Source organism: Mycoplasmopsis agalactiae PG2 (genome assembly GCF_000063605.1).
Taxonomy (GTDB): domain Bacteria; phylum Bacillota_I; class Bacilli_A; order Mycoplasmatales; family Metamycoplasmataceae; genus Mycoplasmopsis; species Mycoplasmopsis agalactiae.
The window spans coordinates 84719-110010 of the sequence record NC_009497.1; the positions used below are offsets into that span (position 1 = coordinate 84719).

A 25292-nucleotide genomic window follows, 5' to 3' on the forward strand; every position below is an offset into this window, starting at 1 on the left:
GGGGAATTATGTACAAGAAAATATCAATGAATGATAAAGAAATTGAGCATGCTATTAACAATGAAGTTGATAGACAAAATGAACACATTGAACTTATAGCATCAGAAAATTATGTAAGTGAAGATGTTTTAACTGCTGTTGGAAGTGTTTTAACTAATAAATATGGAGAAGGCTATCCAGGCAAAAGGTACTATGGCGGCTGCGAAAATGTTGATGTTGTCGAAACACTTGCTATTGAAAGACTTAAAAAACTTTTTGGAGTTAAGTTTGCCAATGTTCAACCATATTCAGGATCAGTTGCCAATGCTGCAGCTTTAGCTACACTAGCAAGCCAAGGCGACAAAATTATGGGGCTAGATTTAGCATCAGGCGGACATCTTACTCATGGTTATAAAATAAGCTTTAGTGGTATTTTTTACAATTCAATAACTTATTCAGTTAATGAAGATGGTATTTTAGATTATGAAGCGATCAAAGAGCTAGCTATTAAAGAAAAACCAAAAGTAATTATTTGCGGTTATTCAGCATATTCTAGAATTGTTGATTTCAAGAAATTTAGAGAAATAGCCGATGCTTGTGGTGCAAAATTGATGGCAGATATAGCTCATATTGCTGGATTAATTGCGGGGGGAGTTCACCCATCACCAGTGCCTTATGCAGACATTATCACTTCAACAACCCATAAAACTCTAAGAGGCGCTAGAGGCGCTATCATTATGACTAATGATGTAGAAATTGCTAAGAAAATGAATAGATGAGTATTTCCAGGTTATCAAGGCGGCCCACTATTTCATGCTATAGCAGGCAAGGCAGTTGCTTTCGGCGAGGCACTAAAACCTGAATATGCAGCATATGCAAAAAGCGTTGTTTATAATGCAAGAGAATTTTCTAATTACTTTATAAAACAGGGTGTTTCGATAGTTTCAGGGGGTACTGACAATCATTTATTTACAATAAATGTGAACAAAAGCTATGGCATTTCAGGATTGCAAGCTGAAAAGATATTAGGTAAATTTAATATAACTGTGAATAAAAATACTGTGCCATTTGACGAACTAAGTCCTGCTGTCACTTCGGGAATTAGAATAGGTACTGCAGCAATGAGCTCAAGAAAGTTTGCAAAATGAAAAGAACTAGGCGCTATTATGCATGAGATTTTGCAAAATTGTGTTGAATTTAGCGAAAATGAATCAAAGCATTTAGACAGAATTGCTGAACTTAAGAAACAAGTTGAAGCTCTTACTACTGAATTTCCAATTATCACAAAATATTAGGAAGTAATTTTGAACATTAAATATTTGTATGATTCAAATAGCCCATATGAAAGTGGCTATTTGAAAACTGAAGATGGGATGCATGAAATTTACTATGAAGTTTCAGGCAATCCTGATGGAATACCAGTTTTATATATTCATGGAGGACCTGGTGCTGGCTGTAACGAAAACAGCAGAAGGCTTTTTAACCCAAAAGCCTATAAAATAGTTTTATTCGACCAAAGAGGGTGTGGAAAAAGTAAGCCATCAATGTCATTAATTAATAACACAACTTGATTTTTGATTAATGATATTGAGATGCTTAGAAAACATCTAAAAATAGATAAATGAATGCTTTTTGGTGGTTCATGAGGCACAACATTAGCTTTGTGTTATGCAATTAATCATCCTGATAGAGTATCGCATATAGTGTTACGTGGACTTTTTTTAGGCATAAAGCATGATCTTATTTGACTTTATCAAGATGGTGCAAATAGAATGAATCCAGTAGATTTTGAAAGGTATATAGACCTTGTTCCAGTTGATAAAAGAAATGATGTTATAAACTATTATCATAAGTTAATGAACGATAGCGATCCTAACATTAGAATTAAAGCGCTAAATGAATGAGCTAGATGGGAATCTGTTAACGTAAAATTGCTTGGTGGTGATTTTGATGAAACAGACATCAAGGCAAATAGCGAAATTGCGCTCATTGAAAATCATTATTTTGTTAATAACTGCTTCTTTGAGGAAGGCTATATATTAAATAATATTCACAAAATTAAGCACATTTCAGCCGACATTATTCATGGTGCTTATGATTTAATTTGCCAGCCATATGGTGCATATTTAGTGCATAAAAATATGCCTAATTCTACGCTTAAGATACTTAAAGACTCCGGTCATTCACAGTGGTCTGAAAGCATTGTTTATGAGTTAGTTAAAGCTACTGATAAATATGCAATTGAGAATTTTATTAAAGGATAAATAATGCCTAAATCGATTAGATCATTCTTCCCATTAGCCTATAAAATAGTATATTTGGACACAGCAGCCTTAGCGCTTAAACCTAAGCCATCCATTACTGAAAGCAACAATTTTTATAATTTATATTCGGTTAGCACAAGAACTAATAATTCTCCATTAGGCATTTATACCAATAAAATAGTTAATGAAGTTAGACGCAAAATTGCATTACTAACTGATGCTAAAGAAAATGAAGTAATTTTTACTTCCGGAGCAACAGATTCACTAAATAAGTTTGCACAAATGTACATGCAAAAATTAAAAGCCGGTGATCAAATAATTTTGCATGGCTATAATCACTCATCAAATATGATTCCATGAATTGTGTTAGCCAAAGAACACAATATAGATGTAAAAATTGTTGACACCCCTGATTTAGAAAGTGCTATAAACAGCAAAACCAAAGTTGTAGCATTTTCACAATTAACCAATAATTTTCAAGTAAAAATAGATATAGAAAGCCTTTATAAAAAATGTCACAAAGTTGGAGCAATATTAGTAAATGATGCAGCTCAGGCTATAGTTTATGAAAAAGTCAGTTTGCAAAATTGTGATGTTATAGCTTTTAGTGCAAATAAATTTTATGGGCCGACAGGCCTAGGGGCTTTAATTGTTAAAGAACATATATTAAAAGAATTAGATCCTGTTACTTTTGGCGGTGGCACAATCAATTCAGTAAACAAAGATAATAGTTTTATAATTAAAAATAGTATCGAAAAATTTGAGCCTGGAACACTTAATTTTGCAGCTATCTTTATGTTTAATAGGTCAATTGATTTTTTTAACCAATATATTGGTTATGAAAAAAGCAAGCAAATATTAAAAAAACTAAGCAATTATGCATACGACGAGCTTTTGAAAGTACAAAATATTGAAATCTATTCAAAAAGAGATGATCACATAATTTTATTTAACATAAAGGGAATTAATTCGCAAGATGTAGCGCATTTTTTAGGTGTAAATAACATATATGTGCGTTCAGGAATCTTTTGCGCCCACTATTTAAAAAATTTTGCTTGTAACGATTCCTTCGTCAGGGTTTCGCTAGGGGTTTACAACAATAAAAATGACATTAATAAGCTAACTCATGCATTAAAAAAAGGAGGTGATTTCATTGTCTTATAGTTTTGAACAAAAAAGAGAAATTATTATGAGTAATTATCTTAAGCCTTCTTTTAAAAAGGATGTGCAAAATAAAAAAATAGAATCTTTTAGCAACTCTTGTGGTGATTACTTAGAAGCTGATTATATAATCGAAAATAAAATTTTAAAAGATTTACATTTTAATGGCAATGGCTGTGCTTATTTTATCTCATCAGCTAATTTGCTTTGCAAGTATTTAAATAGTACAACTATAGATGAATCACTCTATTTTATAGACTTATTCGAAAAAAATATTACTGGAAAGCCTCTAAGTGATGAAGAAAAAAACAAACTTGGAGAGCTATTAGTTTTTGATAATGTTAATCAACATGCTAACAGGCTTGACTGTGTGCAAATGCTAAGCAAACTATTAAAAGAAAAATTAAAAAATGAACAATAAAAACATTATATTTCATATAGATTTCGACTCATACTTTGTAAGCGCGCACAGATCAAAAGATCATAGGTTAAAAAATAAACCTGTTGCAGTTTCAAATGGATTAAGTCGCTCAATTTGCTCTAGTATTTCATATGAGTTAAAAAATGCTGGCATAAAAGTCGGCTGACCAAGATTTATGATTGAAAAAAAGGCTCCTGAAACAATTTTTGTCGAGCCTAATTTTGACTTATACTATACAACATCAAACAATATTTTTGATTACATTGCATCAAATTACACTGCTAATATTGAAGTCGGTTCAATTGATGAATGTTGGGTTGATGTTACTGCTATAGCAGAAGGCAAAAATCCTGTTGCGCTTGCTAGAAAATTGCAAGAAGATATCAACGAGATCTTTGACATTCCTATTTCGATAGGAATTTCTTATTCAAAATGAGCTGCTAAAATAGCTAGTGATTTAGCTAAGCCATTTGGCGTTAAATTTATTGAAAATCATAATGATCTTGAGACTCAAATTTGGCCACTAAATATCCAAAAGTACTATGGAATAGGCGAAAAAACCGCTGACAAATTAATAAAAGCAGATGTTAAAACAATTGGCCAGTTAGCTCGTTCTAGTGAGTTAAATTCCGATTTATACATGATTTTTAGAAACAGACTGTCTGCTTTTATTAATGAAGCTAATGGCAATGGCAATGATAAGCTAACATATGAGCATAACAATTTAAAAGGTATAGGCAATGAGCTTACATTTCCGCTTTATGACTTTTATGAACGAAGTGAAATATATAAAGTAATTAAAAATATTGCATATAAAGTAAGTCATAGAGCACAAAATCGTAATGTTGTTGGCTTTACTTTAACAGTAATAATCAGAAGCGTTTCTAAAGTTTGAAAAGGCAAGCAAATGAAATTGGTTGAGCCAACTAATGATGCTGAACAAATTTATAAAAATGCCATTATACTCTTTGAAAAATTGTGAAAAGAGCAACCTATTCGTGGCGTTGGCTTAAGATTAACTAACTTAATTAATGAGTTTGAACATTTTAAACAACTTACAATTTTTGACACATATGACGATTACAAGCAGGAAAGCAAAGTAAATAATATAATTAATGATATAAACAAAAAAGTTGGCAAGGTTGTTTTAAAAACCGGCTACAGAGTTTCTAAAGAAAAAATAAAAGAGTCTGTGCAAAGTAGATATCTTGAAGATGATTTAGGAATAAGAAAGTAGGAAAAAATGAAAATTGGATTGTTTGGGGGCTCATTTAACCCTGTGCATAATGGACACATTAAAATTGCTGAATTTGCCTATAAAACACTAGGTTTGGACAAAATTTACTTCATCCCTACTGCTATTAGTCCATTCAAAAAGAAAAATCAAGTAGCCGCAGATAGTGACAGAATTAATATGCTAAATTTGGCTTTAGAAAACTTTAGCTATAACTCAGAAGTGTCTTTGTTTGAGATAAAAAGAGGAGGAGTTAGTTACACTTTTGAAACAATAAGATATTTTAAAAATAAGTTTCCAAACGATGAACTCTTTTTCATAATGGGCTCTGATTTGTTGCCTAAATTTCATAAATGAGAATATGCAGATGAGATGACTAAAAGTTGCCAATTTGTTGTTTATAAACGTAGCAAAAATATAAATAAAATTAATGCCAAAAAGTACGGCATTAAAATTATGAATAATCCAATTTTTGATGAATCATCTACTAAAGTTAGACAAGGTGAGTTAGATCTAACTGATAATAAAGTCAATAACTATATTGGAAATAACTTTCTATATGCAAAGGAAATCATTTATTCATTACTAACAGCAAAAAGAGCTAAACATTGTGTAGCTGCTGCTGAGTTTGCTGTTATGCTAGCTAAATCAATACAATATGATGCAAAAAAAGCTTATTATGCAGGCTTATTTCACGATATTTGTAAGGAATTAGACGAAAATGAATCCAGAGCATTTATCAATCAATTTGTTGAAAATGCTTATGATAGAAAATTATTTCCAAATTATAAGCTTCACCAACTTGCTGGGGCACTATGGTTTAAACATATTTATATGAATGATGATGACGAAATTTATAATGCTATCAGGATTCACACATCACTAGCATTAGAATTATCAACATTAGATAAAATTTTGTATATAGCAGATAAAATTTGTGATGGACGTGCTTTTGCAGGAGTGCAAAAGCTAAGACAGCTAGCGCTAGAAGACTTTAATGAGTGCTTTAAGCAAGTTGTTAAAAGAAACATTGAATACAATCTTGCCAAAAACATTACTTTTAGTGATGAGCAAAATGAGATCAATAATAAGTGGTCTAAGTAGAATGTGATTATAATATGCCAGAATTAGTAAGAGTACAAAAATTAATAGCACAATCAGGCCTAATGTCAAGGCGAGATGCTGAAAAAATGATTTCCAAGGGTCTTGTTTTTGTTAATGGAATTAAGTCATCTATTGGCGATAAAGCAAGCATGAATGATGAAATAAAAGTAAATGGCAAAATAATAAATTTGACCAAAAACACTGTTTTTAAGTATTATTTGCTTAATAAACCTAAGAACACTATAACAACTTCAAAAGATCCTAAGGGTCGTCACACTGTTATTGATTTAATTAACACTAGCGAAAGAATTGTCCCTGTTGGTAGACTGGATCGTAATACAACTGGCGTTTTATTACTCACAACTGATTATGAGTTAGTTAACAAATTAACGCATCCTAAATATGAAATCGAAAGAGTTTATCGTGCTAGAATTGATTCGCCTTTAACATTAAAAGAATTTAGAGAGCTTAATGCAGGCATTGAAATTGATGGAAAAATGAGCTACCAAATTGTTGATCAAGTTGATACAAAAAGCTACCTAATTTCACTTCATGTTGGCTCATACCATCATGTTAAAAAATTATTTGAAAAAATTGGCCACAGTGTCTTAACTTTAAAAAGAGTTTCTTATGCCAATTTAACTGTTGACAAATTGCCTGAAGGAATGTATCGGGAATTAACAATTAAAGAAGTTAAAAATCTTAAACTTCTTGTAGAACAGCAAGAAAAAAAATTATGTCAAAATGAAAAGTAAGATTGACCTTTTTGCCTATTTCACTAGCCTCCTTGTCAATAATATCAGCGAGTTGTCAAGGCAGTTTTTATAGACAAAAAGATGTATTTGAAACTGAATTTTCAAAAGAAATGTTTGAGTACTATAATCAATACAAAAATATATGAGAACAGATAACCAATTTTATATCTAACGATTCATATAAAAAGTATTTTTTAGATAACTACAGCAAGATTGATCATATAACTAAAGAATGAAAAAATGTAATTGATCAAATATTGCCCTATATGGGCACAAATAAAGATGGTAAGCAAGACCACAAGTTAGAATTAGGCTATAAAACAGGTACAGACGGAAAATTTGAATTGATCAACAATTCTATTAACAGCGAGTTGTTATTTAATGAATTAACTGACAAACCTAAAAATAAAGAGATAAATATTAGAACAAATATTGGTTATATTGCAATTTTGAACGAAGAAGTTAATAACATAATAAGTGATTATGTGCAAGATTTAAGAAAAAGCAAATCTGATTCATTATTTAAAAGCTTTTATAATGAATTTGATATTTTGCCGGGGTGGCCATTATTTAAAAATTTGAGCGAAAAAGAAAGATATAGATATCAAAATCTTTTTTTAGAGAGCCTAGTTAAAAAATATTCTGGAATGCAAAGTGAGTACTCTCGTAAGTTTTTTGACTCTCAAAAAGTCAATATTGACTACAAAAATATAAGAGGTATTACTCCTGAAGGAAATACCTATCACACTCATGCCTTGGTCAATTTATGATATGAATGAAATAAAGTTATCTTGCCTGAAGTTGATGATTCTTCAAATTCAAATGATAAAAGAGTATGAAAAAATAACAAAATTTTTGAGACTGTTGAATTTTTCAAAAATGTCTATAAACCAGCCCAAAAAGTTAAAAATGAACATAATTCAAAATTGATCTTAAGATTTTCTAAAATAGATGAGTCATCTAATTCACAAAATCAAGTAAAAGAATTTGAACTTGAGAATCTTTTTGACAAATTTGTTCTGGCTTTAGTTGATGATAAAGAGAAATGAAATATAAAAATTTACCCAAGTGACTTAGATTACAATGATTTTGCTTTTGTATTTAAAAACCTATTTCAAGAGCTAATTGACATAAGTGCAAAAATTAACTTTACAATTAAAAATTACAAGAACTAAATATATAATTTAAATAATATTAATTAGGGGAAAGTATATGAAAACAATGTTAGATGTTGCCATTGAGTTTTTATTGGAAAAATCAGGTGGCAGCCAATATATGGAATTTGATACTATTTTTGATGAAGTTGAAGCACAACTTAAACCAAAATGAGAAAAAGAAGCAGCACAAAAAGAGCTTGATTATAGCAAGATTCGTCAAAACAAGATCGGTGAATTATACCGTTTATTAACTGTTGATTCACGTTTTGAAAGAAACAATCAAGGTTTATGAATTACTAGAGAAGGTTTTGAGTAAAAAATGGCAAAACAATACTTGCTTACTAATGCAAAAGAAATATTGCTAGATGCTAAACTAAATAAATATGCAGTACCGCACATAAATATTAATAATCTTGAGTGAGCTAAAAATATTTTAATTACTGCAAATGAATTAAGATCGCCTGTTATCTTAGGCGCAAGTATGGGTGCAATTAAGTACATGGGTGGATACTCAACAGTGGCAAATTTAGTAAAGTCACTTGTTTATGATTTAAAAATTGATGTACCTGTTGTGCTCCATTTAGATCATGGAGATTTTGACTCTTGCTTTAAAGCAATCGATGCAGGTTTTACATCTGTTATGTTTGATGGCTCTATGCTTTCAATGGAAGAAAATTTAGCTAAAACAAAACTAGTTGTCGACTTTGCCAAAATGCATAATGTTTCTGTAGAAGCTGAAGTAGGTGCTATTGGCGGCGAAGAAGACGGAATTTCTTCAGCTGGTGTGATTTCAAATGTTGATGATGCTTTGAAGATGAAAGAAACCGGAATAGATGTTTTAGCAGCCGGAATTGGCAATATTCATGGTAAGTATCCTGAATCATGAAAGTCATTGGATTTTGAAGCATTAAGTAAAATTGCCAGTGCCACAGACATTGGGATAGTTTTACACGGCGGCAGCGGGATTCCTACTGAACAAGTTTTAAAAGCAATTGGTTTAGGTGTAACAAAAATTAATGTAAATACTGAGTTACAACTAGCATTTGCTGATGCTGTGGAAAAGTTTGTTATTTCAGGTGAATCAAAGAAAGGCAAGAATTTTGATCCTAGAAAATTACTTGCGCCTGGATGCAAAGCAATATGTGAAGCAGTAAAAGATAAAATAATTACCTTTAATTCACAAAACAGATACTAATCAATAAAAAAATGGGAAAAACGGCTTGATTTTCCCAATTTTTTTATTTTTATAATCCTAATGCTTTTTCAAAACTATTAATATATGAAAGCTCTAAGATTTTTCATATCTGCATTAGTATTGCCTTATCAATTAGTAAGTTGCACCAATGTTGCCAATTATTACTTAAAAAGCACTAAAATTGATTCAAACGTCAGCATAATAGACGGGGACACTATTTCATTTTTGCAAAATGACAAAAAGCAGACAATAAGGCTTTTTGGTATTGATGCACCAGAAACTTTTAAAGATAATATTCAAAAGTTAGCTAAATTTGAAAACTTTTATGCACATCAGGCAAGAATTTACTTAACTAATATGATAAATAACAAAGAGTTGTACTATAGATTTATAAAGCATGATAAGTATAACCGAATTATTGCATTTTTGTACTATAAAACAAGCATAAACACATATTCTGATGTAGGTTTAGAATTAGTTAGAAATGGTTTAGCAAGAGTTCATTATATATCAGTCGATTCTAAGCATAAGTATGCAGTAAATGAAAAAAAACTTAGTTGAATATTTTTACAAGCTTAAAGCAGCGGAAAATGAAGCAAAAATCCAAAGAATTAACATTTGACAACATGCACAAAAAGATGTATTTTACAAACCATAAATTTTTGTATGTAATTTAAGATTTAAATATATAATTAAAAAGCAATTTATTATAAATTGTTCTTTACTAGTGGGAGATTAAATCGCTAGAACCACATTATCGAGAGGATAACAAAATATGGCAAAATCAAAAGCTGATATTGTTCGTGTTCGTAAGTTACAATTTAATGCTAGTCAAGCTAAACCAGGTCCTGCTTTAGCAGGTGTTGGTATTAACATGCCAGAATTTACACGTGCATTTAACGACGCAACACGTGATAGAGGTAATGAACCAGTTCCAGTTCAAATTACTGTTTACAATGACAAATCATTTGAATTTAAACTATTCACTTCACCAGCAAGTTACAAATTAAAACAAGCTGCAAAGATTGAAAGTGGAAGCTCAAATGCTAAGACAACTAAGGTTGCAACTATTACTGTTGATCAATTAAGAGAAATTGCTGAATACAAATTACCTGACTTAAATACTGATGATGTTGAAGCTGCAATGGCAATTATCGCTGGTACAGCAAGAAATATGGGAATTTTAATTGACGGCTATGAAGGCGGCAAAGTTAAAAAATCTACTAAAACTGAAGGAGATAAATAATGTCTGCAAAAGGCGGAAAGAAAATTCAAAACGCTAGAAGCTCATTTGACAAAAACATTGCTTACGATTTAGCAGAAGCTGTTGAAATTGTTAAAAGAACTTCATATGCAAAATTTGATGCCTCAGTTGATTTAGTATTTAAGTTAAACCTTGACGTTAGAAAGGCTGACCAACAATTACGTGGTTCAGTTCTACTTCCAAATGGAACAGGTAAATCAATTTCAGTATTAGTTGTTACAAATAATGTTGAAAAACAAAAATTAGCCACAGCTGCTGGTGCAGACCAAGTCGTTGATGGTCAAACATTGGAACAAAAAATTAAAGAGGATATATTTGACTTTGATGTTATGGTTGCTGACCCTGCAATGATGCCATTATTAGGTAAATATGGTAAGAAACTTGGACCTAAAGGTCTTATGCCAAACCCTAAAACAGGTACAGTAACTCCAACTCCTGAAAAAGCAGTTGAAGAACTTAAAAAAGGTAAAGCAAACTATAGAACAGATAAAGCCGGTGTTGTTCATACATTAGTTGGAAAAGTATCAATGGATACTGAAAAATTAGTTGAAAACATCAAAACTGTTATTAGCTTAATTAAGAGACTAAAACCATCTGCTGTAAAAGGAACATATATCCAAAACATTGTTCTTTCAGCAACAATGGGTCCAGGTGTTAAAGTTAAGATTGAAAAATAATTAAACGCAGAAAAAATTCCGCCACACAAAGCGGAATTTATTTTTTTAAACTTTAGCAAGCAATGTTTTAACCTGTTTTATAGAGTGAACAGCAAAAATTATAAGAAGAATTGATACTGCTGTTCTGACTAGCATAATAATGAAACTAACAGCTTGTCTAACTTTATTATTTCCATTATAAAAAGTTAATAAAGCAGTAATTATGTAAACCACGAAAAATATTAGAAATGCATTTGATGTTGAAAGCAATTTAATTCGGTCTTTGCGTAAAGAGACAAATGTTAATGATTCTATAAAGAAGAACAGCGCCATGAAGCATATTAGCACAAGAAATGCAAAATATACTGAATAAGCAACTTCCTGCAATATAAAGAGCGTGCTAAATTTGAATGATTCATCCAGCCTTGCTACTAAATTGAATAAATCAGTTATTAGCAAACCTGCTACCAGGACAATTATGGATATTGAAAAACCAAGCATATTACGTAGACTAGATTTTTTCATTTAAAACCTCACTAATTTCATTCAACTCTAACAAAAGGATTTTTCTTATATCAATAAATAATGAAGAATCTAGTGAACTTTCAAACAAGCTAATTGTGTTTTTTAATGCTCTAAATTCAACAGGTTTTCTAAACTCCTCAAGGTACTTAACTTTCTCTTTATTGCTTGCAAAATTTCTTTCTAAGGCTAAAAGTGATTTATCTAAGGCGAAAGAATTTTGTAAGTATTTTTCTTCTATGCTTCTCTTATTTTTAATAATTAGGTTGACTCTTTTGCCTATAAATAAAGCTTCTTTGTCATTTTTTAATAATTCAGTAAATTTATCTAAGAAATCATAAACTTCTTGAATGTTTTGAACTTTTTGAATGTATGAATTAGCAAATTTAAGCGATTCTTTGATATTGTCAAAATCATCAAACGCAAAAGTGTTTAAGTGATAAGAAGAAAATAAATTTAGCAATGATAAATTTTTAAATGATTATAATATTTTTCTATATTGCAAACAACAAGATTTTGAAAGCAAGAAACCAAGATCAAGTAAACTATTTTTAATTTTTGTTGCAGGAATTTCCTTGCCTTCTGATTTTAATCTATAAAATCTTAGCAGTTGATGAACTTTCATTGCAATCATAAAGTTCAATTTAGGGACTTTTATACCAGATTTATAAACTGCAAATTCTTTAGGTAAAATTTTAGGAGACAATACTTCAATTTCAGTATCATTGTGCCTTGACTTAGCAATTATTTGATCTTTAAAATTAAACGTAATGTTAGAAAGCTTATCTAAATTTATGATTCTAGATGATGAATTTTCAGACACAAAATCTATATCACTAGCTTCAAAATAGTCATTATATTTTATGGCAATTGATTTACTCCCTTGAACTAAAAATCCCACATCTTGCATTTGTTTAATAAGCGATAATTGCTCATTTGAAACAAAATTATTTTTCTTACATAATTTTGCAAAATCCTTAAATCTAAATGCAGTGAAAAGTTTAACTTTTAGTCAGTTTAGTGACTTTAATATGTTGTAGTCATAAAACTTGTTAAAAAGAATATTAGACAATGAATTTATTGTTCACATTAGTAGAAGCCAAAGAATTAGAATCCTAAAGATTGTTGCAATTGCAAGAACATATGCATTTTCAGCAATGCGCTCATTCATAAATTTTTCTAAACTTTGTTTAGTAAGCTCAACAAAATATAATGGAAGTCTGTCAAAAAAGATTAAAAAGACATAAAAAATAAAACTAAAAATAACAGGCGCAAAAAATAACGAGGCAAAATATATGGCTATATTATTCCTTTTATATTTTTCTGCAATATGTATTTTGTCTTCTAGTATCATGAACAACCTCATTCGTATTTAGAGTTGTAAAAAGTGATAAATTTTCTTTTACAACACCCACCATAAGTTTTTTTTGTCTATTAGCGACGATATTTTTTCATTAAATTCTTTTAGCTGTTCTTTAAAAAATAATTCTATATCAGGATTGTTTTCTGAAAGTGCATCCTTTTTTGTTGTCTCGTTATTTTGTATAATTGCATTCATGAGTTCCTCTTTCGTGCATTATTGATTTTCTATTTGTTATTTACTGCACAAAAAAATTATAAAAAAGTCATTTTTACAAATTATTTATATGGAATGATTGTGGTTTTATTAGGCAAAAACATAGACTTTTACCCCTTAAAAACAGCCAAATTTGCACTTTTTGGACAAAGGGCAAGGGTAGAGTTTAAAATAATATATAATAATATTTCACGGAGAATTTATGGTACATATTGTTTTATTCAAGCCTGAAATACCGCCAAATACGGCCAACATCATAAGAACTTGTTTTGCAATTGGTGCTAAATTACACATAATTAAACCCATTTCTTTTAGTTTAGACCCCAAATATTTATCTCGTCCAGCAGCAGGCAGACTTTTAAGTGACATTGAACACGAAGTTCATGATTCATATTCTGATTTTTATAATAAATACAAGGATAAAAATATATATTACATAACTAGATATGGCCTAAAAACTTACAGTGATGTTGATTTTAAAAAAGAATATGAAAATAATGATGAAATATGACTAATGTTTGGCAAGGAATCTACAGGCATTGATAAACAAGTGTTAAAAGATAACATTGATAATTGTTTAAGAATTCCAATGATAAGCAAAATGAGAAGTATTAATTTAGCAAACTGTGTCGCCATTGTTGGTTTTGAAGTTATGAGACAAATTGATTTTAAGGATTTATCACTTTACGAAACTCAAAAAGGAAAAGATTTTATTAAAGAATGAGTCAAAGAATAACCAGCACACAAAATCCTAAGATTAAGCAACTTAGAAAAATTTTTAATGACAAAAATTCTGAATTTTTTATAGTTGAAGGCTATCACTTGGTTGAAGAAGCTTTGAAAGAAAATATTGTATTAGAATTGTACGAATCAGACTATAAAACAGCCATATACGATAATTCTATATTAGTTAGTCAAAATGTTTTAGAGGCTTTAACTAAAACAAAAAATCCTGAAGGAATTGTTGCCTTATGTCGCAAAAAGCCAAATTTTGAGCAATTAGGAAATAAAGTTGTTTTCTTAGACAATGTTCAAGATCCAGGCAATGTTGGCACAATAATAAGAGTAGCTAAATCATTTGGTTTTGATACAGTTGTATCTAATGTAAATTTTTATAATGATAAAGTCATTCGTTCTAGCCAGGGAGCCTTATTTACAGTTAATTTGGTAAATTACAATTATGATAATTTAACCAATATACTCCTAAAATATAAGCAAAATGGCTTTAAAATTTACGCTACTAGTTTAGATAAAAGCAGTGTTGAAATTGAAAAAGTAAAATTTGAAAGTGACAAAGCGGTAATTGTTTTTGGCAATGAAGGTTCGGGAATAAGCAGTGCTTTAGCTGACATAGCTGACATGCTAATTTATGTACCAATTAATTTCGAGAGTCTAAATGTAGCGATTTGCGCAGGAATAGTTCTTTATGAAGCTAATAAAGCAAAAAAGTAGGATAAAATGCAAAAAAAATTGAATGAAAGTTACCAAACTAAAAAATTTTCTAGAGAGCTAAATGGCTATTCAGTCACTGAAGTGAATACATATATAAACACACTTTGAGACAAAATAAATAATTTAGAATCAGAAATTGAGTTATATAAAGCCAAACAACAAGAAATAGCTTCTAAACACCAAAATGAAATAACAGAATTAGAATCTGAAATATCTTTATTAAAAAACGAAAGTAAATAATGAATATTGATACTGACAACCAACAATTAATAAACTGATATCCTGGACATATGGCTAAAGGAATGCGTGAAATTAAAGAAAACGCGTCACTAGCTGATGTTTTTATTATTGTTTTAGATGCTAGGTGTCCAATTAGTAGTTACAATGAAGATTTTGATTCCATTTCGCCCAATAAACCAAGATTATTTATAGTTACTAAAAGTGACTTAATGGATGTTTCTAAAAAAAGCGCAATAGAAAAAAGATTTGGATCTTCAATGATATTATGATTAGATTTAAGAAATCCAAAGAGCAAAAATATCATAATAAACAAGCTTAAAAAAATAACTGCAGATAAAGTTGCAAAAGATAAAGCCAAAGGACTTATAAATTCAAGGATCAAAGCTTTTGTTATGGGCATACCAAATGCTGGAAAGAGTACCTTAATTAACTTGTTATCTAGCAAAAAAAGTCTTCAAGTTGCTAACTATCCTGGAGTAACTAGAGCAAAAAAATGAGTTGTTGTAGACAATTTCTTTTTTATGGACACTCCTGGTATTTTGCTTCCAAAATTAACTAATCAATATGCTGCAACTAAATTAGCAATGATTGGTTCGATAGAAACAAGTATTTTTCCTCAAAAGTTTATTTTTACTAATTTTTTGAAAGTAATGGCTGATTATTATCCACAGTTACTTAAAAATGAGTTTAATTTAAGTGATGAAAAATTAAATAATTTAGATGAAGTAAAAACATACAATATTTTGACCAAAATTGCTGTTTTAAAGGGTTATACAAAAAATAATAAACATGATTTTAATAAAGTTTATTCTCATTTTATAAACTGAGTTAGAAACCTAAAAGGAGTAACATTTGATTAACTTTTATTTTGTTAATCGAAAGATAAATTATGAAAAAATACACACTTGAAGAGAAAATAAATGTCTGATATGATGTTATTAAAGTTAATAAGCTTACAATGAAAAGAGATGTTCATATGTCATATCGGAGCATTTTCCCAATCATTTTAGTGCTTTTAGGTTTAATGATTTGGTCAGATGTTATTATTGCAAGACTTGAAATGAATGTTTCTAATATCATTTCATTAGTTGTTGTCAATGTTTTATTTCCACTTATTATAAGCTTATCGCTCTGATTTATAGTAATAAAAGTTTATTTGCACAAAACAATAATTGCTATAGATAAAGATGATGAAATAAAAGCAAAACACTGAGTAAGAAAATATGTTAAAGCCGGTTGTAAAAAATATCCACACAGCTATATAGATTATTCAAGTTAAGATTACTTAATGACTTAATTTTTCCAATATGCTTAATTTACAGGCATTTTAGAAAACAAGTCTAATGGCAAATTGACATTTTAAGCATTTAATTATTTATATATAATTAAAATAATAATGCAACAGGGGAAAAGATGTCTAACAAAGTAATAAATGTTTCCAAAATCATTAATAAATTTGAAATTAAATTAGTCAATGCTGACCATGATTTAAAGTACAGAGACATAAATTTGCCATCAATTCATAGACTTGGGCTAGAAATAGCCGGAATTATAGACAACAAAAGATATAGCGAAAATGTTATTTGCTGGGGAACTAAAGAATCTTTATATTTTGATACATTATCAAAACAAGATTTTATTTCACTACTTAGAAGAATATTGTCAGTTGAGCCACCATTATTAATCTTATCTAAAGGGGTTTTGGCTAACCAATATGAAGTTATTGAAAATGTATGCAATGAATATAAAGTTCCTTTATATATTTCTGATAAAAGCACTTCTAAAATAACTTCTACAATTGGTACATATTTAAGCGATTTTTATTCTGAAGAAACACAAGTTCATGCATGCTTAGTTTCAATTCATGGCATAGGAGTACTGATTGTTGGCCAATCTGGCATTGGCAAATCTGAAGCCACTCACGAGCTTATTCAAAGAGGCCATTTATTCATTGCTGATGATGCAGTTTTAGTTAAACATATAGGGGCTAATTATTATGGTTCCAGTCCACATCTAACTAAAGATTTATTAGAAGTAAGAGGAACTGGATTAATTAGTATAATGCAATTATATGGAGTTAAGTCAGTAACACGCGGTACAGTCATAAGTTTATGTGTAGAATTAGTTGATAAAGCTGACGTAAACTATGATAAATTAGACAGATTAGGCGACAGAGAAATGTTTTACAATGTGTTAGGTGGCAGAATTCCTAAGGTTCAAGTTCCTATAAAAGAAGGTGCATCAGTTTCTTCATTAATTGAAGCTGCTGTGATTGCTTTTAAGGCAAAAAAAGAAGGTTTTGATGCATTATCCTTACTTGCATCAAGGTCAATTGAACTTGAAAACGAAACAGATAAAGGAGGAGAATATGAATAATGCTGAAAAAATAGGTGACTGACATGTTTACCCCGGTGTTTGAACACCTGAAGCGGGCAAGATTGCTAATGAAGCCAGTGTATTATTCCGTATTGGTTCATTGCCAATTCATACTTATTCGCTAACAATGATGCTTGGTATGATTGCAGCAATTTTAACAATTGTTATTTTTTGAAGACGAGCAAAATATGAATGAGAAATTTTACTTACTTTAATCTTTTTAACAATTCCGATGGCTATTTTAGGTTCTCGTATTTGAAACGAAGTTGACCAGGCAATAAATAATCCAAATTACAACTGGCGTAATTGATATAAAGTCTGGGAAGGTGGACTTAGTATTCAAGGTGGGGTTGTGCTTGCTGTTGTGGTTGACCTTACTTATGTATATTTCAAAAGAGACAAAATTGACATTAGAAAAGCATGTGACATTATTATCCCTACAATATTAATTGGACAAGTTATTGGTCGTTGAGGTAACTATGCTAACCATGAAGTTTATGGAAGAATAGATTACAGCGGCGCTAGTTCATTAATTTTTGGTAGGGCTTTTGCTGAAAATATGTTCTTAAAAGACGAAAGTGGAACTGGTTATAGATATCCATTGTTCTTGTACGAATCAATAGTTAACTTATTTGCATATATAATTTTAGTATGAGTTATTAATCAAATGTCATTACTAAAACCAGGTGCAACAGCTCCTTTATACTTTGTATGATATGGTCTAGTACGTATTGCTATGGAGCCATTAAGAGATTATAGACAAGCGATTTATGTTGGTGCTGCTTATGCATTTGCTGTTTTAGGCGGAATTGCATTTATATTCTTCCAGTTCTTTAATCCAACTCATTATGTAAGAGAGTGAAAGAGAGGCAGATTTATTTATCAATATGCCCACCCTGAAGAATATATTGCTTGAATTGAAAAAACTAGAATTAAGACAAAAAACTCAAAACCAATAACAAAGGTGGTATCTTAAAATGAGTAATGAAGCAATGTATGATGTAGTTATTATTGGCGCTGGCCCAGGCGGACTTAATGCAGCATTATATGCATCAAGAAGTGGTTTAAGAACATTAATTGTTGAAAAAGAAGTGCCAGGGGGCAAAATTAACTCAACATCTGAAGTAGAAAACTGACTAGGATTTAAAAAAATAAGCGGGTTTGAGCTTTCAAATACCTTATATTCTCACGCTATGGCTTTTGGTGCCAAGTTTAAAAGCGCTGAAATAGTTTCAATTAAACATGTTAATCCTTTATTACAAGAAGTAGTATTAAAAAATGGTGATATTATCTCAACTAAGACAGTTATTATAGCTACTGGTTTAGTAAATCGTAAGCCTACTGACATTGAAAATTTTGCTAAATTTGATAAAAAAGGCATTAGCTATTGTGCTGTATGCGATGGCCCATTATTTAGAGGCAAAAATGTTTTTGTTTTAGGTGACGGTAATTCTGCTTTTGAAGAAGCATTATACTTAACTTCATTTACTGACAAAATCACTTTAATCACAAGAAGCGATAAATTTTACGCTGAAGATATAACTGTTGAAAAAGTAAAAGCTGAACCAAGAATTACACTTATTCCAAACACCTACATCAAGAGTTTAGAAGGCAATGAATTTGTCGAAAAGATCAATTTAATAGGCAAAGATGGTAAAATCACAACACTAGATTGTGATGGTTTATTCCCAATGATTGGTTTTATTCCTACATCAGAGTTTGCTAAAGATTTAAACATAACAAATGAAAAAGGTTATATAAAAACAAACGATAAAATGCAAACTGTAGTCGAAGGTATTTATGCAGTTGGCGACATTAGGGACAAAGAAATTCGTCAAATAGTAACAGCTGCTTCTGACGGAGCTATAGCCGCTAAAGAAATCTGAAATTCATTAAAGTAAGCAAAAACCAAGAACAAAAATTAGGCCTGCACCTAATTTTTTTATGCACATTCTTAGAGTTCTCAATTTACCAAAACAACTTTTTTATAGTAGTAGATAAACATTACTAAATAATTTCATATTTGCTAAATATTGCTTTAAACATATTAATGTTTATAATAGTTCCATTTTCAAACTTAGTTTTTTCAAAGTCTAAAATTAGCTTGTTGTAAATTTCCTCCTGCTGATCTTCAAAAGATTTTGTTTCAAAATTTTTAGACAATTTTATGTAAAAACTAATTCTTCTTCTGCCTGAAAAAGCAATTAATTTTAATTCATTTTTAGGCAGCTTCATCTGCATAATTTCAGTATCCTTTTTAATTGTATTTTCAATCAAATAATCCTGTGAAATAGCATTATTAGACACTTTCCATTTTTTAATGTCACCTACCTGCATAGCTGTAGAAATAGCTATATAAACAAAGATTGCAAAGGCTAAAAAGCACATAAATTGATATCAAGTTATAGCTGTATTTATTTTTGCTATAAATGAGTAAATAAAAGTGATAATTCCAAAAAGATTTAAAAGCGAACAGCAGGCAAAATAAATCACAATATTTTTAAATGATTTTAGCAAATCTTCAATATAACTTTCTCTCACTTTTTGCTTATTGTAAATAACTGATGACTTAACAAAAGCATAGCGATAACTATTAAATTTATATCAATTTAAAGACACCAAAATATAAACAGCTAGTCCGCTTAAAAACGTTAATGAAACAGAGACAATAAATAAAATTAAAGACATATTTTGCATAGTAAATTCATTCGCTTTTTAACAACAATTAATTAAAGTCAAATTATACTTTTATTTTGCATAAATCTATTTATGGTAGCAAAAAAATGGCAAAAATTACATTTTTAAATATTTTTAGTCAATATAAGTATAATATTAATATCTCTATTAAATTAGCATGCAAAATTGCGATTAAATTTGAGATTATTTATTCAATTATAGGAGAAGCGAATGAATTATAAATATGTTAAACCAGGTCATGCTGTTAGCGACCCAAATGAAACAGTTCGTTTTCTTGACGTTGATGGAAAACTAATTCAAGAATTCAAACCATCAGCAGAAACCAAGAAAAAACTAGTTGAAATGTACAAAAACATGATTAGATCTCGTCAATGAGACCTATACTCATTAACATTACAAAAAACTGGTCGTTTAGGTACTTTTGCGCCTGCTTTAGGTGAAGAAGCTGCTTTAACAGGTATTGGTTTTAATCTTAACAAGGAAGACTGATTTATTCCACACTACCGTGTATTACCAACTCAATTAGCACGTGGTATTTCAATGGATAAAATTTATTCATACTGACAAGGTTCTGAAATTGGTTCAGCATTTGCTGGCACAAACACATTGCCTATCCACGTTGTTATTGGTTCACAAGTTCCTATTGCTGCTGGTGTTGCACAAGCTTTAAAATACCAAGGCAAAAAAGCTTTAGCTATGGTTACAATCGGTAACGGCGGAACAAACGAAGGTGAATTCCATGAAGGATTAAACATGGCTTCAGTTCGTAAATGACCACTTGTTACAGTTGTTATGAACAACCAATGAGCAATTTCTGTTCCTGAACACAACAGTTACATTGTTAAAACACTTTCACAAAGAGCTAAGTCATACGACATGCCAGGTGTTCGTGTAGATGGTAATGACTTAATTGCTGTTAACGAAGTTATGGAAGAAGTTTATTACTACGTAAGAGAAGGAAATGGTCCTGTTTTAGTTGAAATGGTTACCTGACGTCAAGGTCAACATACAACTAGTGACAACCCTAGAGTTTACCGTTCTAGAGAACTAGAAATGGAAAAAGAAAAATGAGAACCATTCCACCGTATCGAAGCTTACCTTCTTTCAGAAAAACTTATTACTGAAGAAGACATTAAAGTTTGATCAGAAGCTGCTGCTGAAGAAGCTAAAGCTGCATATGCTCTTTCAAAAGAGTTATGTGAAGGTACAACATTTGATCACATTTACGACTACACATACGAAAAATTACCTGCAGACTTAGTAAGACAAAAAGAAACAAACAGAAAATTATTTGAAAAATAATTGTTCCCATTTTTGATTTTTAAAGGAGATATATAATGGAAAAAATTTCATTAAATAACATTGGTGCCTTAAATCACGCATTAGACTTAGCAATGGAAAAATTCCCTAATGTAGTTATTTATGGTGAAGATGCAGGTTTTGAAGGTGGTGTATTCCGTGCTACTGAAGGTCTTCAAAAGAAATATGGCGACCAAAGAGTATGAGACTCACCAATTTCTGAAGGTGGTATAGCAGGATCAGCTGTTGGTGCTTCAGCTGCAGGTCTTAGACCAGTTGTTGAAATTCAATTCTCAGGTTTCTCATTCCCAGCTATGAACCAAATCTTTACAAACGCTGCTCGTTATAGAACAAGATCACACGGTGTTTACTCATGTCCAATGGTTGTTAGAATGCCTTGTGGTGGTGGGGTTAAAGCTCTTGAACACCACTCAGAAGCTCTTGAAGCAATTTACTCACACGTTCCAGGACTAAAGGTTATAATGCCTTCAACACCTTATGACACAAAAGGTTTAATGTTAGCAGCTATTGAAGATAATGACCCAGTTATTTTCTTAGAACACAAACATGACTATCGTGCTTTCAAACAAGAAATCCCTGCTGAATACTACACCATTGAAATTGGTAAAGCTAATGTTGTTGTTCCAGGTGAAGACTTGACAATTACAGCATATGGTCACGTTCTACATGAAACATTAGGTGCACTTAAGTTATTACAAGAAAAAGGGAAAGATCACTCAATCGAAGTTATCGACTTAAGAACTTTAAAACCTCTTGACAAAGAAACTATAGTTTCTTCAGTTAAGAAAACAGGTCGTTTACTAGCAATTTCCGAAGCAGTTGAAACACTTTCAATTAACTCAGAAATTATTACAATCGTTAACGAAGAATGTTTCGACGATCTTATTGCTAAACCAAGAAGATTAAATACAGCTGACGTTACAATTCCTCTTCCTGTATTAGAAAAACAATTCTTCTTTGGCAAAGAACAAATCGCTAAAGTTATTGAAGAAATGTTAGGCTAATTTAATTCATTAGCTAAACTATAAGACAAAAAGTGATTGCGCTTTTTGTTTTATATTATAATTTACGTAGATTTATTTATTAAATCTACGTTTTTAAATTTAAAAACTTAATAATAAATATAACCGTACGGAGGTAAATATGTTATTTAAAGACACTGGCGAAGAAAAGTCAAGCTGCAAAAAAGCAGATGCGCCTGCTGTTGTAGGACAAATTCAAGTTTCAGATGAATTACTTGATTTTTCTGCATTTGCTAAGCCAAAGAAAAAAGAATCATCATGCAAAGAAAGTGGAGCTTGCTCAAAAGATGATGAAAACCTTACACCTCGTGAAAGAGCTATTAGAGCAAGAAAAGAAGGTAAATAATGGCTGTTGAGCTTGCACAAGTTAAACCGCTAGAAGAAAAAGAAGCTCCTATTTCAGGAATTCGTAAGGCTATTGCTAAAAACTTAAAAGAAGTTTTAGAATCATCAGCATACTGTTCATTAGTTTTAAAAGCTGATGTTACAAACCTTTGAAATTTACGTGCAAAAGTTAAGGACAAAGTTTTTGCAGAACACAATGTTAAATTAACATTTTTATCATGAATAGTTAAAGCTTCTGCTATCGCACTAAGTGAATATCCATCTTTTGCTGCTAGATGAGATGGTGTTGAAGGTAAAGTTTACTACCCAGGTACATTAAACATTGGTATTGCTGTTGACACACCTTTTGGTCTATTTGTGCCTGTAATTAGAGGCGTTGAAAACTTAAGTATTATTGATATTCAAAAAGAAATTGTAAGATTATCAACTCTTGCTAGAGACAAAAAACTAAAAATGTCAGACATGAGCGGTGGTTGTTTTGCAATTACTAACGTTGGTAGTGCTGGCGTTCTATTTGGTTCACCAATTATGAACAAAGGCAACACAGCTATTTCAGCTACTGGTGCAATCATTGATGAATTAAAATTAAACAAAGAAGGTGCTGTTGAAAACAGAAAAGTTATGTACCTTTCAATAGCAGCTGACCACCAATGAGTTGACGGTGCTGACATGGCTCGTTTCCAAGGTAGAATTAAAGAATTAATCGAAAACCCAGAACAATTAGGAGAATTTTAATATGACAGCAGAATCAAAATGCACAAAGTCATGTGCTACAGGCTGTGCATCTAGTTGTGAAGCATCAAAATCATCTTGCGCTTCAAGTTGCGCAAGCCAATCATCATGCAATTCATCATGCCCAAAGAGCACTTGCTCAGAAGCTAAAGAGTGCTCAGCTTGAAAAGATGAAGGCCTTAAATACGAAGGCGAAGTTGCTGATGAATTTGACTTAATAGTAGTTGGTTCAGGCCCTGGTGGATATTTAGCTGCTGAAATGGCAGGTAAAGCAGGCCTAAAAACATTAATTGTTGAAAAAGAATTCTGAGGTGGTGTTTGTTTAAACATAGGATGTATTCCTACAAAAGCTATGCTTAGATCAACTCATGCATTAGAAGAAGTTATTCATGCAGCTAAATTTGGTGTAGTTGCAAACTTAGAAGACTTAAACATTGACTACCAACAATCATGAGCTAAAATGCATGAACGTAAAGCTAAAGTTGTTGCTAAGCTTTCAGGCGGTGTTAAGTTCTTAATGAAAGCTTCAAAAGTACAAACTGAAGAAGGCGTTGCTAAATTTGTTGGTGCAAGAGAAATAGAAGTTAATGGCAAAGTTTACCGTGGTAAAAACGTTATTTTAGCTACCGGTAGCCACTCAAACAGAATGAAATTCCTTGAAGGATTTGAAAAAGGTTATGAAAGTGGCAAATTAATGACTTCTCGTGAAGCTATTAACAATGATAAGTCATTGCCTGCATCAATGGTCATCGTTGGTGGTGGTGTTATTGGTGTTGAATTTGCACAAATGTATGCATCAATGGGCACAAAAGTAACCATTATCCAAAGAGAAGACCGCTTACTTCCTGGTATTGACAAAGAAATTGTTGACGAATTTGCAAAAATTCTTAAAACTGATTCAAAAATTGAAGTTATTTATGGTGCAACAAGCACAAAACTAGAAGATGATGAAAACTTAGTTTACACAAAAGATGGCAAAGAAGAAAAAATCACTGCTGAAGTTATTCTTATTGCTACAGGTAGAGTTCCAGCATCTGAAGGTTTAGCTGAAGTTGGTATTGAATTAGGTGCAAGAAAAGAAGTTAAAGTTGACAAATTCTTACGTACTAATGTTAAAGGTGTTTATGCTATTGGTGATGTAACTAACCAAAACATGTTAGCTCACGTTGCTTACATTCACGCTGTTACAGCAGTGCACCACATTCTAGATATATATGGCATTCCATATGACCCAGCTACAAAACCTGTGCCTGCATGTATTTACACAAGCCCAGAAATTGCTACAGTTGGTTTAACTGAAGATCAAGCTAAAGAAGCTGGTTTAGACTTTATTGTTTCTAAATACAAATTTGCTACTTTAGGTAAAGCAATTGCTGCTGAAGAAACTAAAGGTTTAATAAAACTAATAGTTCTTAAAGACGGCCACATTGTTGGTGCTTCATTAATGGGTCCTAATGTAACAGACTATGTTGCTGAATTAGCAGTAGCTATCGAAAAAAGAATATGTGTAACAGCTTTAACACACATTATTCATCCACATCCAACATTTAATGAAATTATTTGAGAAGCTGCTAGAAGTGCTTTATCAAAATTAACTGCTGAAAAATTAAATGAGAGAAAAAACAGCTAATCTGTTTTAAGCACTAAGATATGCTTAGTGCTTTTTATTTTGTCTATAATCTAGCTAAAATAAAGCTAGCAAAATAAAACAAGAAAACTGCTTGCAATGTGTTAAAATCTATAATTGCATTTTTAATATTTTATTGTACAATATTAAATATACAGTTCTAGAATTAAAAAAAATAATTATGAAAGGAGCG

27 protein-coding genes and 2 pseudogenes are annotated in these 25292 nt (G+C 30.9%); 26 read left to right on the forward strand and 3 right to left on the reverse strand.

Annotation, left to right across the window (positions count from 1 at the left end):
- Positions 1 to 8 precede the first annotated feature (8 nt).
- The 13 genes and pseudogenes from glyA (at position 9) to rplA (ending at position 11211) form a co-directional block, all read left to right on the forward strand.
- Entirely contained in the window at positions 9 to 1274 is a 1266-nt protein-coding gene (gene glyA / locus MAG_RS00375) for a serine hydroxymethyltransferase (protein ID WP_011949251.1), read from the forward strand.
- Between the two features lie 9 nt (positions 1275 to 1283).
- On the forward strand, positions 1284 to 2243 hold the full coding sequence (gene pip, locus MAG_RS00380) for a prolyl aminopeptidase (protein ID WP_011949252.1): 960 nt from the start codon (positions 1284 to 1286) through the stop codon (positions 2241 to 2243).
- Between the two features lie 3 nt (positions 2244 to 2246).
- Complete coding sequence (locus MAG_RS00385) at positions 2247 to 3407, forward strand: aminotransferase class V-fold PLP-dependent enzyme (RefSeq protein ID WP_011949253.1); 1161 nt, start codon at positions 2247 to 2249, stop codon at positions 3405 to 3407.
- A gap of 25 nt (positions 3408 to 3432) precedes the next feature.
- Positions 3433 to 3825: an iron-sulfur cluster assembly scaffold protein gene (locus tag MAG_RS00390; protein WP_011949254.1), complete on the forward strand. Its 393-nt coding sequence runs from the start codon at positions 3433 to 3435 to the stop codon at positions 3823 to 3825.
- Complete coding sequence (locus MAG_RS00395; protein WP_011949255.1) at positions 3815 to 5062, forward strand: Y-family DNA polymerase; 1248 nt, start codon at positions 3815 to 3817, stop codon at positions 5060 to 5062. The genes MAG_RS00390 and MAG_RS00395 overlap by 11 nt, the downstream gene beginning before the upstream one ends.
- 6 nt (positions 5063 to 5068) lie before the next feature.
- Positions 5069 to 6163: a nicotinate-nucleotide adenylyltransferase gene (locus MAG_RS00400; RefSeq protein ID WP_011949256.1), complete on the forward strand. Its 1095-nt coding sequence runs from the start codon at positions 5069 to 5071 to the stop codon at positions 6161 to 6163.
- A 14-nt stretch (positions 6164 to 6177) separates the two neighbouring features.
- Complete coding sequence (locus MAG_RS00405) at positions 6178 to 6918, forward strand: pseudouridine synthase (RefSeq protein WP_011949257.1); 741 nt, start codon at positions 6178 to 6180, stop codon at positions 6916 to 6918.
- Positions 6900 to 8093, forward strand: a complete 1194-nt coding sequence (locus MAG_RS00410; RefSeq protein ID WP_011949258.1) for an MAG0770 family lipoprotein — start codon at positions 6900 to 6902, stop codon at positions 8091 to 8093. The genes MAG_RS00405 and MAG_RS00410 overlap by 19 nt, the downstream gene beginning before the upstream one ends.
- A 37-nt stretch (positions 8094 to 8130) precedes the next feature.
- The gene (rpoE, locus tag MAG_RS00415) at positions 8131 to 8391 is read left to right on the forward strand and encodes a DNA-directed RNA polymerase subunit delta (protein ID WP_041308689.1); all 261 of its coding nucleotides are present in this window, start codon (positions 8131 to 8133) and stop codon (positions 8389 to 8391) included.
- Between the two features lie 3 nt (positions 8392 to 8394).
- A complete protein-coding gene (gene fba / locus MAG_RS00420) occupies positions 8395 to 9270 on the forward strand; it encodes a class II fructose-1,6-bisphosphate aldolase (protein ID WP_011949259.1) in 876 nt (291 codons plus the stop codon).
- Between the two features lie 84 nt (positions 9271 to 9354).
- Positions 9355 to 9849, forward strand: a complete 495-nt coding sequence (locus MAG_RS00425; protein ID WP_011949260.1) for a thermonuclease family protein — start codon at positions 9355 to 9357, stop codon at positions 9847 to 9849.
- 196 nt (positions 9850 to 10045) lie between these two features.
- Positions 10046 to 10513 (forward strand): annotated as a pseudogene (gene rplK / locus MAG_RS00430) (50S ribosomal protein L11); the annotation flags it as partial.
- Positions 10514 to 10515: 2 nt separating this feature from the next.
- The gene (rplA, locus tag MAG_RS00435) at positions 10516 to 11211 is read left to right on the forward strand and encodes a 50S ribosomal protein L1 (RefSeq protein ID WP_011949262.1); all 696 of its coding nucleotides are present in this window, start codon (positions 10516 to 10518) and stop codon (positions 11209 to 11211) included.
- A gap of 45 nt (positions 11212 to 11256) precedes the next feature.
- Here the strand turns inward: rplA and MAG_RS00440 are convergent, their stop codons facing one another.
- Together MAG_RS00440 and MAG_RS04655 are read right to left on the reverse strand one after the other, a co-directional pair.
- On the reverse strand, positions 11257 to 11715 hold the full coding sequence (locus MAG_RS00440; RefSeq protein WP_011949263.1) for a hypothetical protein: 459 nt from the start codon (positions 11713 to 11715) through the stop codon (positions 11257 to 11259).
- Positions 11702 to 13066 (reverse strand): annotated as a pseudogene (locus tag MAG_RS04655) (MAG4530 family protein). Before MAG_RS04655 ends, MAG_RS00440 begins: the two are co-directional and overlap by 14 nt.
- A gap of 424 nt (positions 13067 to 13490) precedes the next feature.
- On the opposite strand from MAG_RS04655, the gene MAG_RS00450 reads away from it, so the two are divergent.
- From MAG_RS00450 to MAG_RS00485, 8 genes are all read left to right on the forward strand, one after another.
- On the forward strand, positions 13491 to 14024 hold the full coding sequence (locus tag MAG_RS00450) for a tRNA (cytidine(34)-2'-O)-methyltransferase (protein ID WP_011949266.1): 534 nt from the start codon (positions 13491 to 13493) through the stop codon (positions 14022 to 14024).
- A complete protein-coding gene (locus tag MAG_RS00455; protein WP_011949267.1) occupies positions 14009 to 14740 on the forward strand; it encodes a TrmH family RNA methyltransferase in 732 nt (243 codons plus the stop codon). The genes MAG_RS00450 and MAG_RS00455 overlap by 16 nt, the downstream gene beginning before the upstream one ends.
- Positions 14741 to 14746: 6 nt before the next feature.
- Positions 14747 to 14980: an MAG0865 family DivIVA-related protein gene (locus MAG_RS00460; RefSeq protein WP_013021753.1), complete on the forward strand. Its 234-nt coding sequence runs from the start codon at positions 14747 to 14749 to the stop codon at positions 14978 to 14980.
- Positions 14980 to 15840 (forward strand): ribosome biogenesis GTPase YlqF, encoded by an 861-nt coding sequence (gene ylqF / locus MAG_RS00465; protein WP_011949268.1) that lies wholly within the window; start codon positions 14980 to 14982, stop codon positions 15838 to 15840. The genes MAG_RS00460 and ylqF overlap by 1 nt, the downstream gene beginning before the upstream one ends.
- A 29-nt stretch (positions 15841 to 15869) precedes the next feature.
- Complete coding sequence (locus tag MAG_RS00470) at positions 15870 to 16259, forward strand: hypothetical protein (protein WP_011949269.1); 390 nt, start codon at positions 15870 to 15872, stop codon at positions 16257 to 16259.
- Between the two features lie 134 nt (positions 16260 to 16393).
- Positions 16394 to 17356 carry an HPr(Ser) kinase/phosphatase gene (gene hprK / locus MAG_RS00475; RefSeq protein WP_011949270.1) on the forward strand — a complete coding sequence of 321 codons (963 nt, stop codon included), beginning with the start codon at positions 16394 to 16396 and terminating at the stop codon, positions 17354 to 17356.
- A complete protein-coding gene (gene lgt, locus MAG_RS00480; protein WP_011949271.1) occupies positions 17349 to 18332 on the forward strand; it encodes a prolipoprotein diacylglyceryl transferase in 984 nt (327 codons plus the stop codon). The genes hprK and lgt overlap by 8 nt, the downstream gene beginning before the upstream one ends.
- Position 18333: 1 nt before the next feature.
- The gene (locus MAG_RS00485; protein ID WP_011949272.1) at positions 18334 to 19257 is read left to right on the forward strand and encodes an NAD(P)/FAD-dependent oxidoreductase; all 924 of its coding nucleotides are present in this window, start codon (positions 18334 to 18336) and stop codon (positions 19255 to 19257) included.
- 106 nt (positions 19258 to 19363) lie between these two features.
- On the opposite strand, the gene MAG_RS00490 is transcribed toward MAG_RS00485, so the two are convergent.
- Entirely contained in the window at positions 19364 to 20053 is a 690-nt protein-coding gene (locus MAG_RS00490) for an MAG0920 family protein (RefSeq protein ID WP_011949273.1), read from the reverse strand.
- Between the two features lie 210 nt (positions 20054 to 20263).
- On the opposite strand from MAG_RS00490, the gene MAG_RS00495 reads away from it, so the two are divergent.
- The 5 genes from MAG_RS00495 to lpdA all read left to right on the forward strand — a co-directional run bounded on the left by MAG_RS00495 (position 20264) and on the right by lpdA (position 25102).
- Entirely contained in the window at positions 20264 to 21355 is a 1092-nt protein-coding gene (locus MAG_RS00495) for a thiamine pyrophosphate-dependent enzyme (protein WP_011949274.1), read from the forward strand.
- 35 nt (positions 21356 to 21390) lie between these two features.
- Positions 21391 to 22377 (forward strand): alpha-ketoacid dehydrogenase subunit beta, encoded by a 987-nt coding sequence (locus MAG_RS00500; RefSeq protein ID WP_011949275.1) that lies wholly within the window; start codon positions 21391 to 21393, stop codon positions 22375 to 22377.
- A gap of 139 nt (positions 22378 to 22516) precedes the next feature.
- Complete coding sequence (locus tag MAG_RS00505) at positions 22517 to 22741, forward strand: hypothetical protein (RefSeq protein ID WP_013021762.1); 225 nt, start codon at positions 22517 to 22519, stop codon at positions 22739 to 22741.
- Positions 22741 to 23475 carry a 2-oxo acid dehydrogenase subunit E2 gene (locus MAG_RS00510; RefSeq protein ID WP_011949276.1) on the forward strand — a complete coding sequence of 245 codons (735 nt, stop codon included), beginning with the start codon at positions 22741 to 22743 and terminating at the stop codon, positions 23473 to 23475. The genes MAG_RS00505 and MAG_RS00510 overlap by 1 nt, the downstream gene beginning before the upstream one ends.
- 1 nt (position 23476) lies before the next feature.
- Positions 23477 to 25102, forward strand: coding sequence for a dihydrolipoyl dehydrogenase (lpdA, locus tag MAG_RS00515; protein WP_011949277.1), 1626 nt, complete (start codon positions 23477 to 23479; stop codon positions 25100 to 25102).
- Positions 25103 to 25292 lie beyond the last annotated feature (190 nt).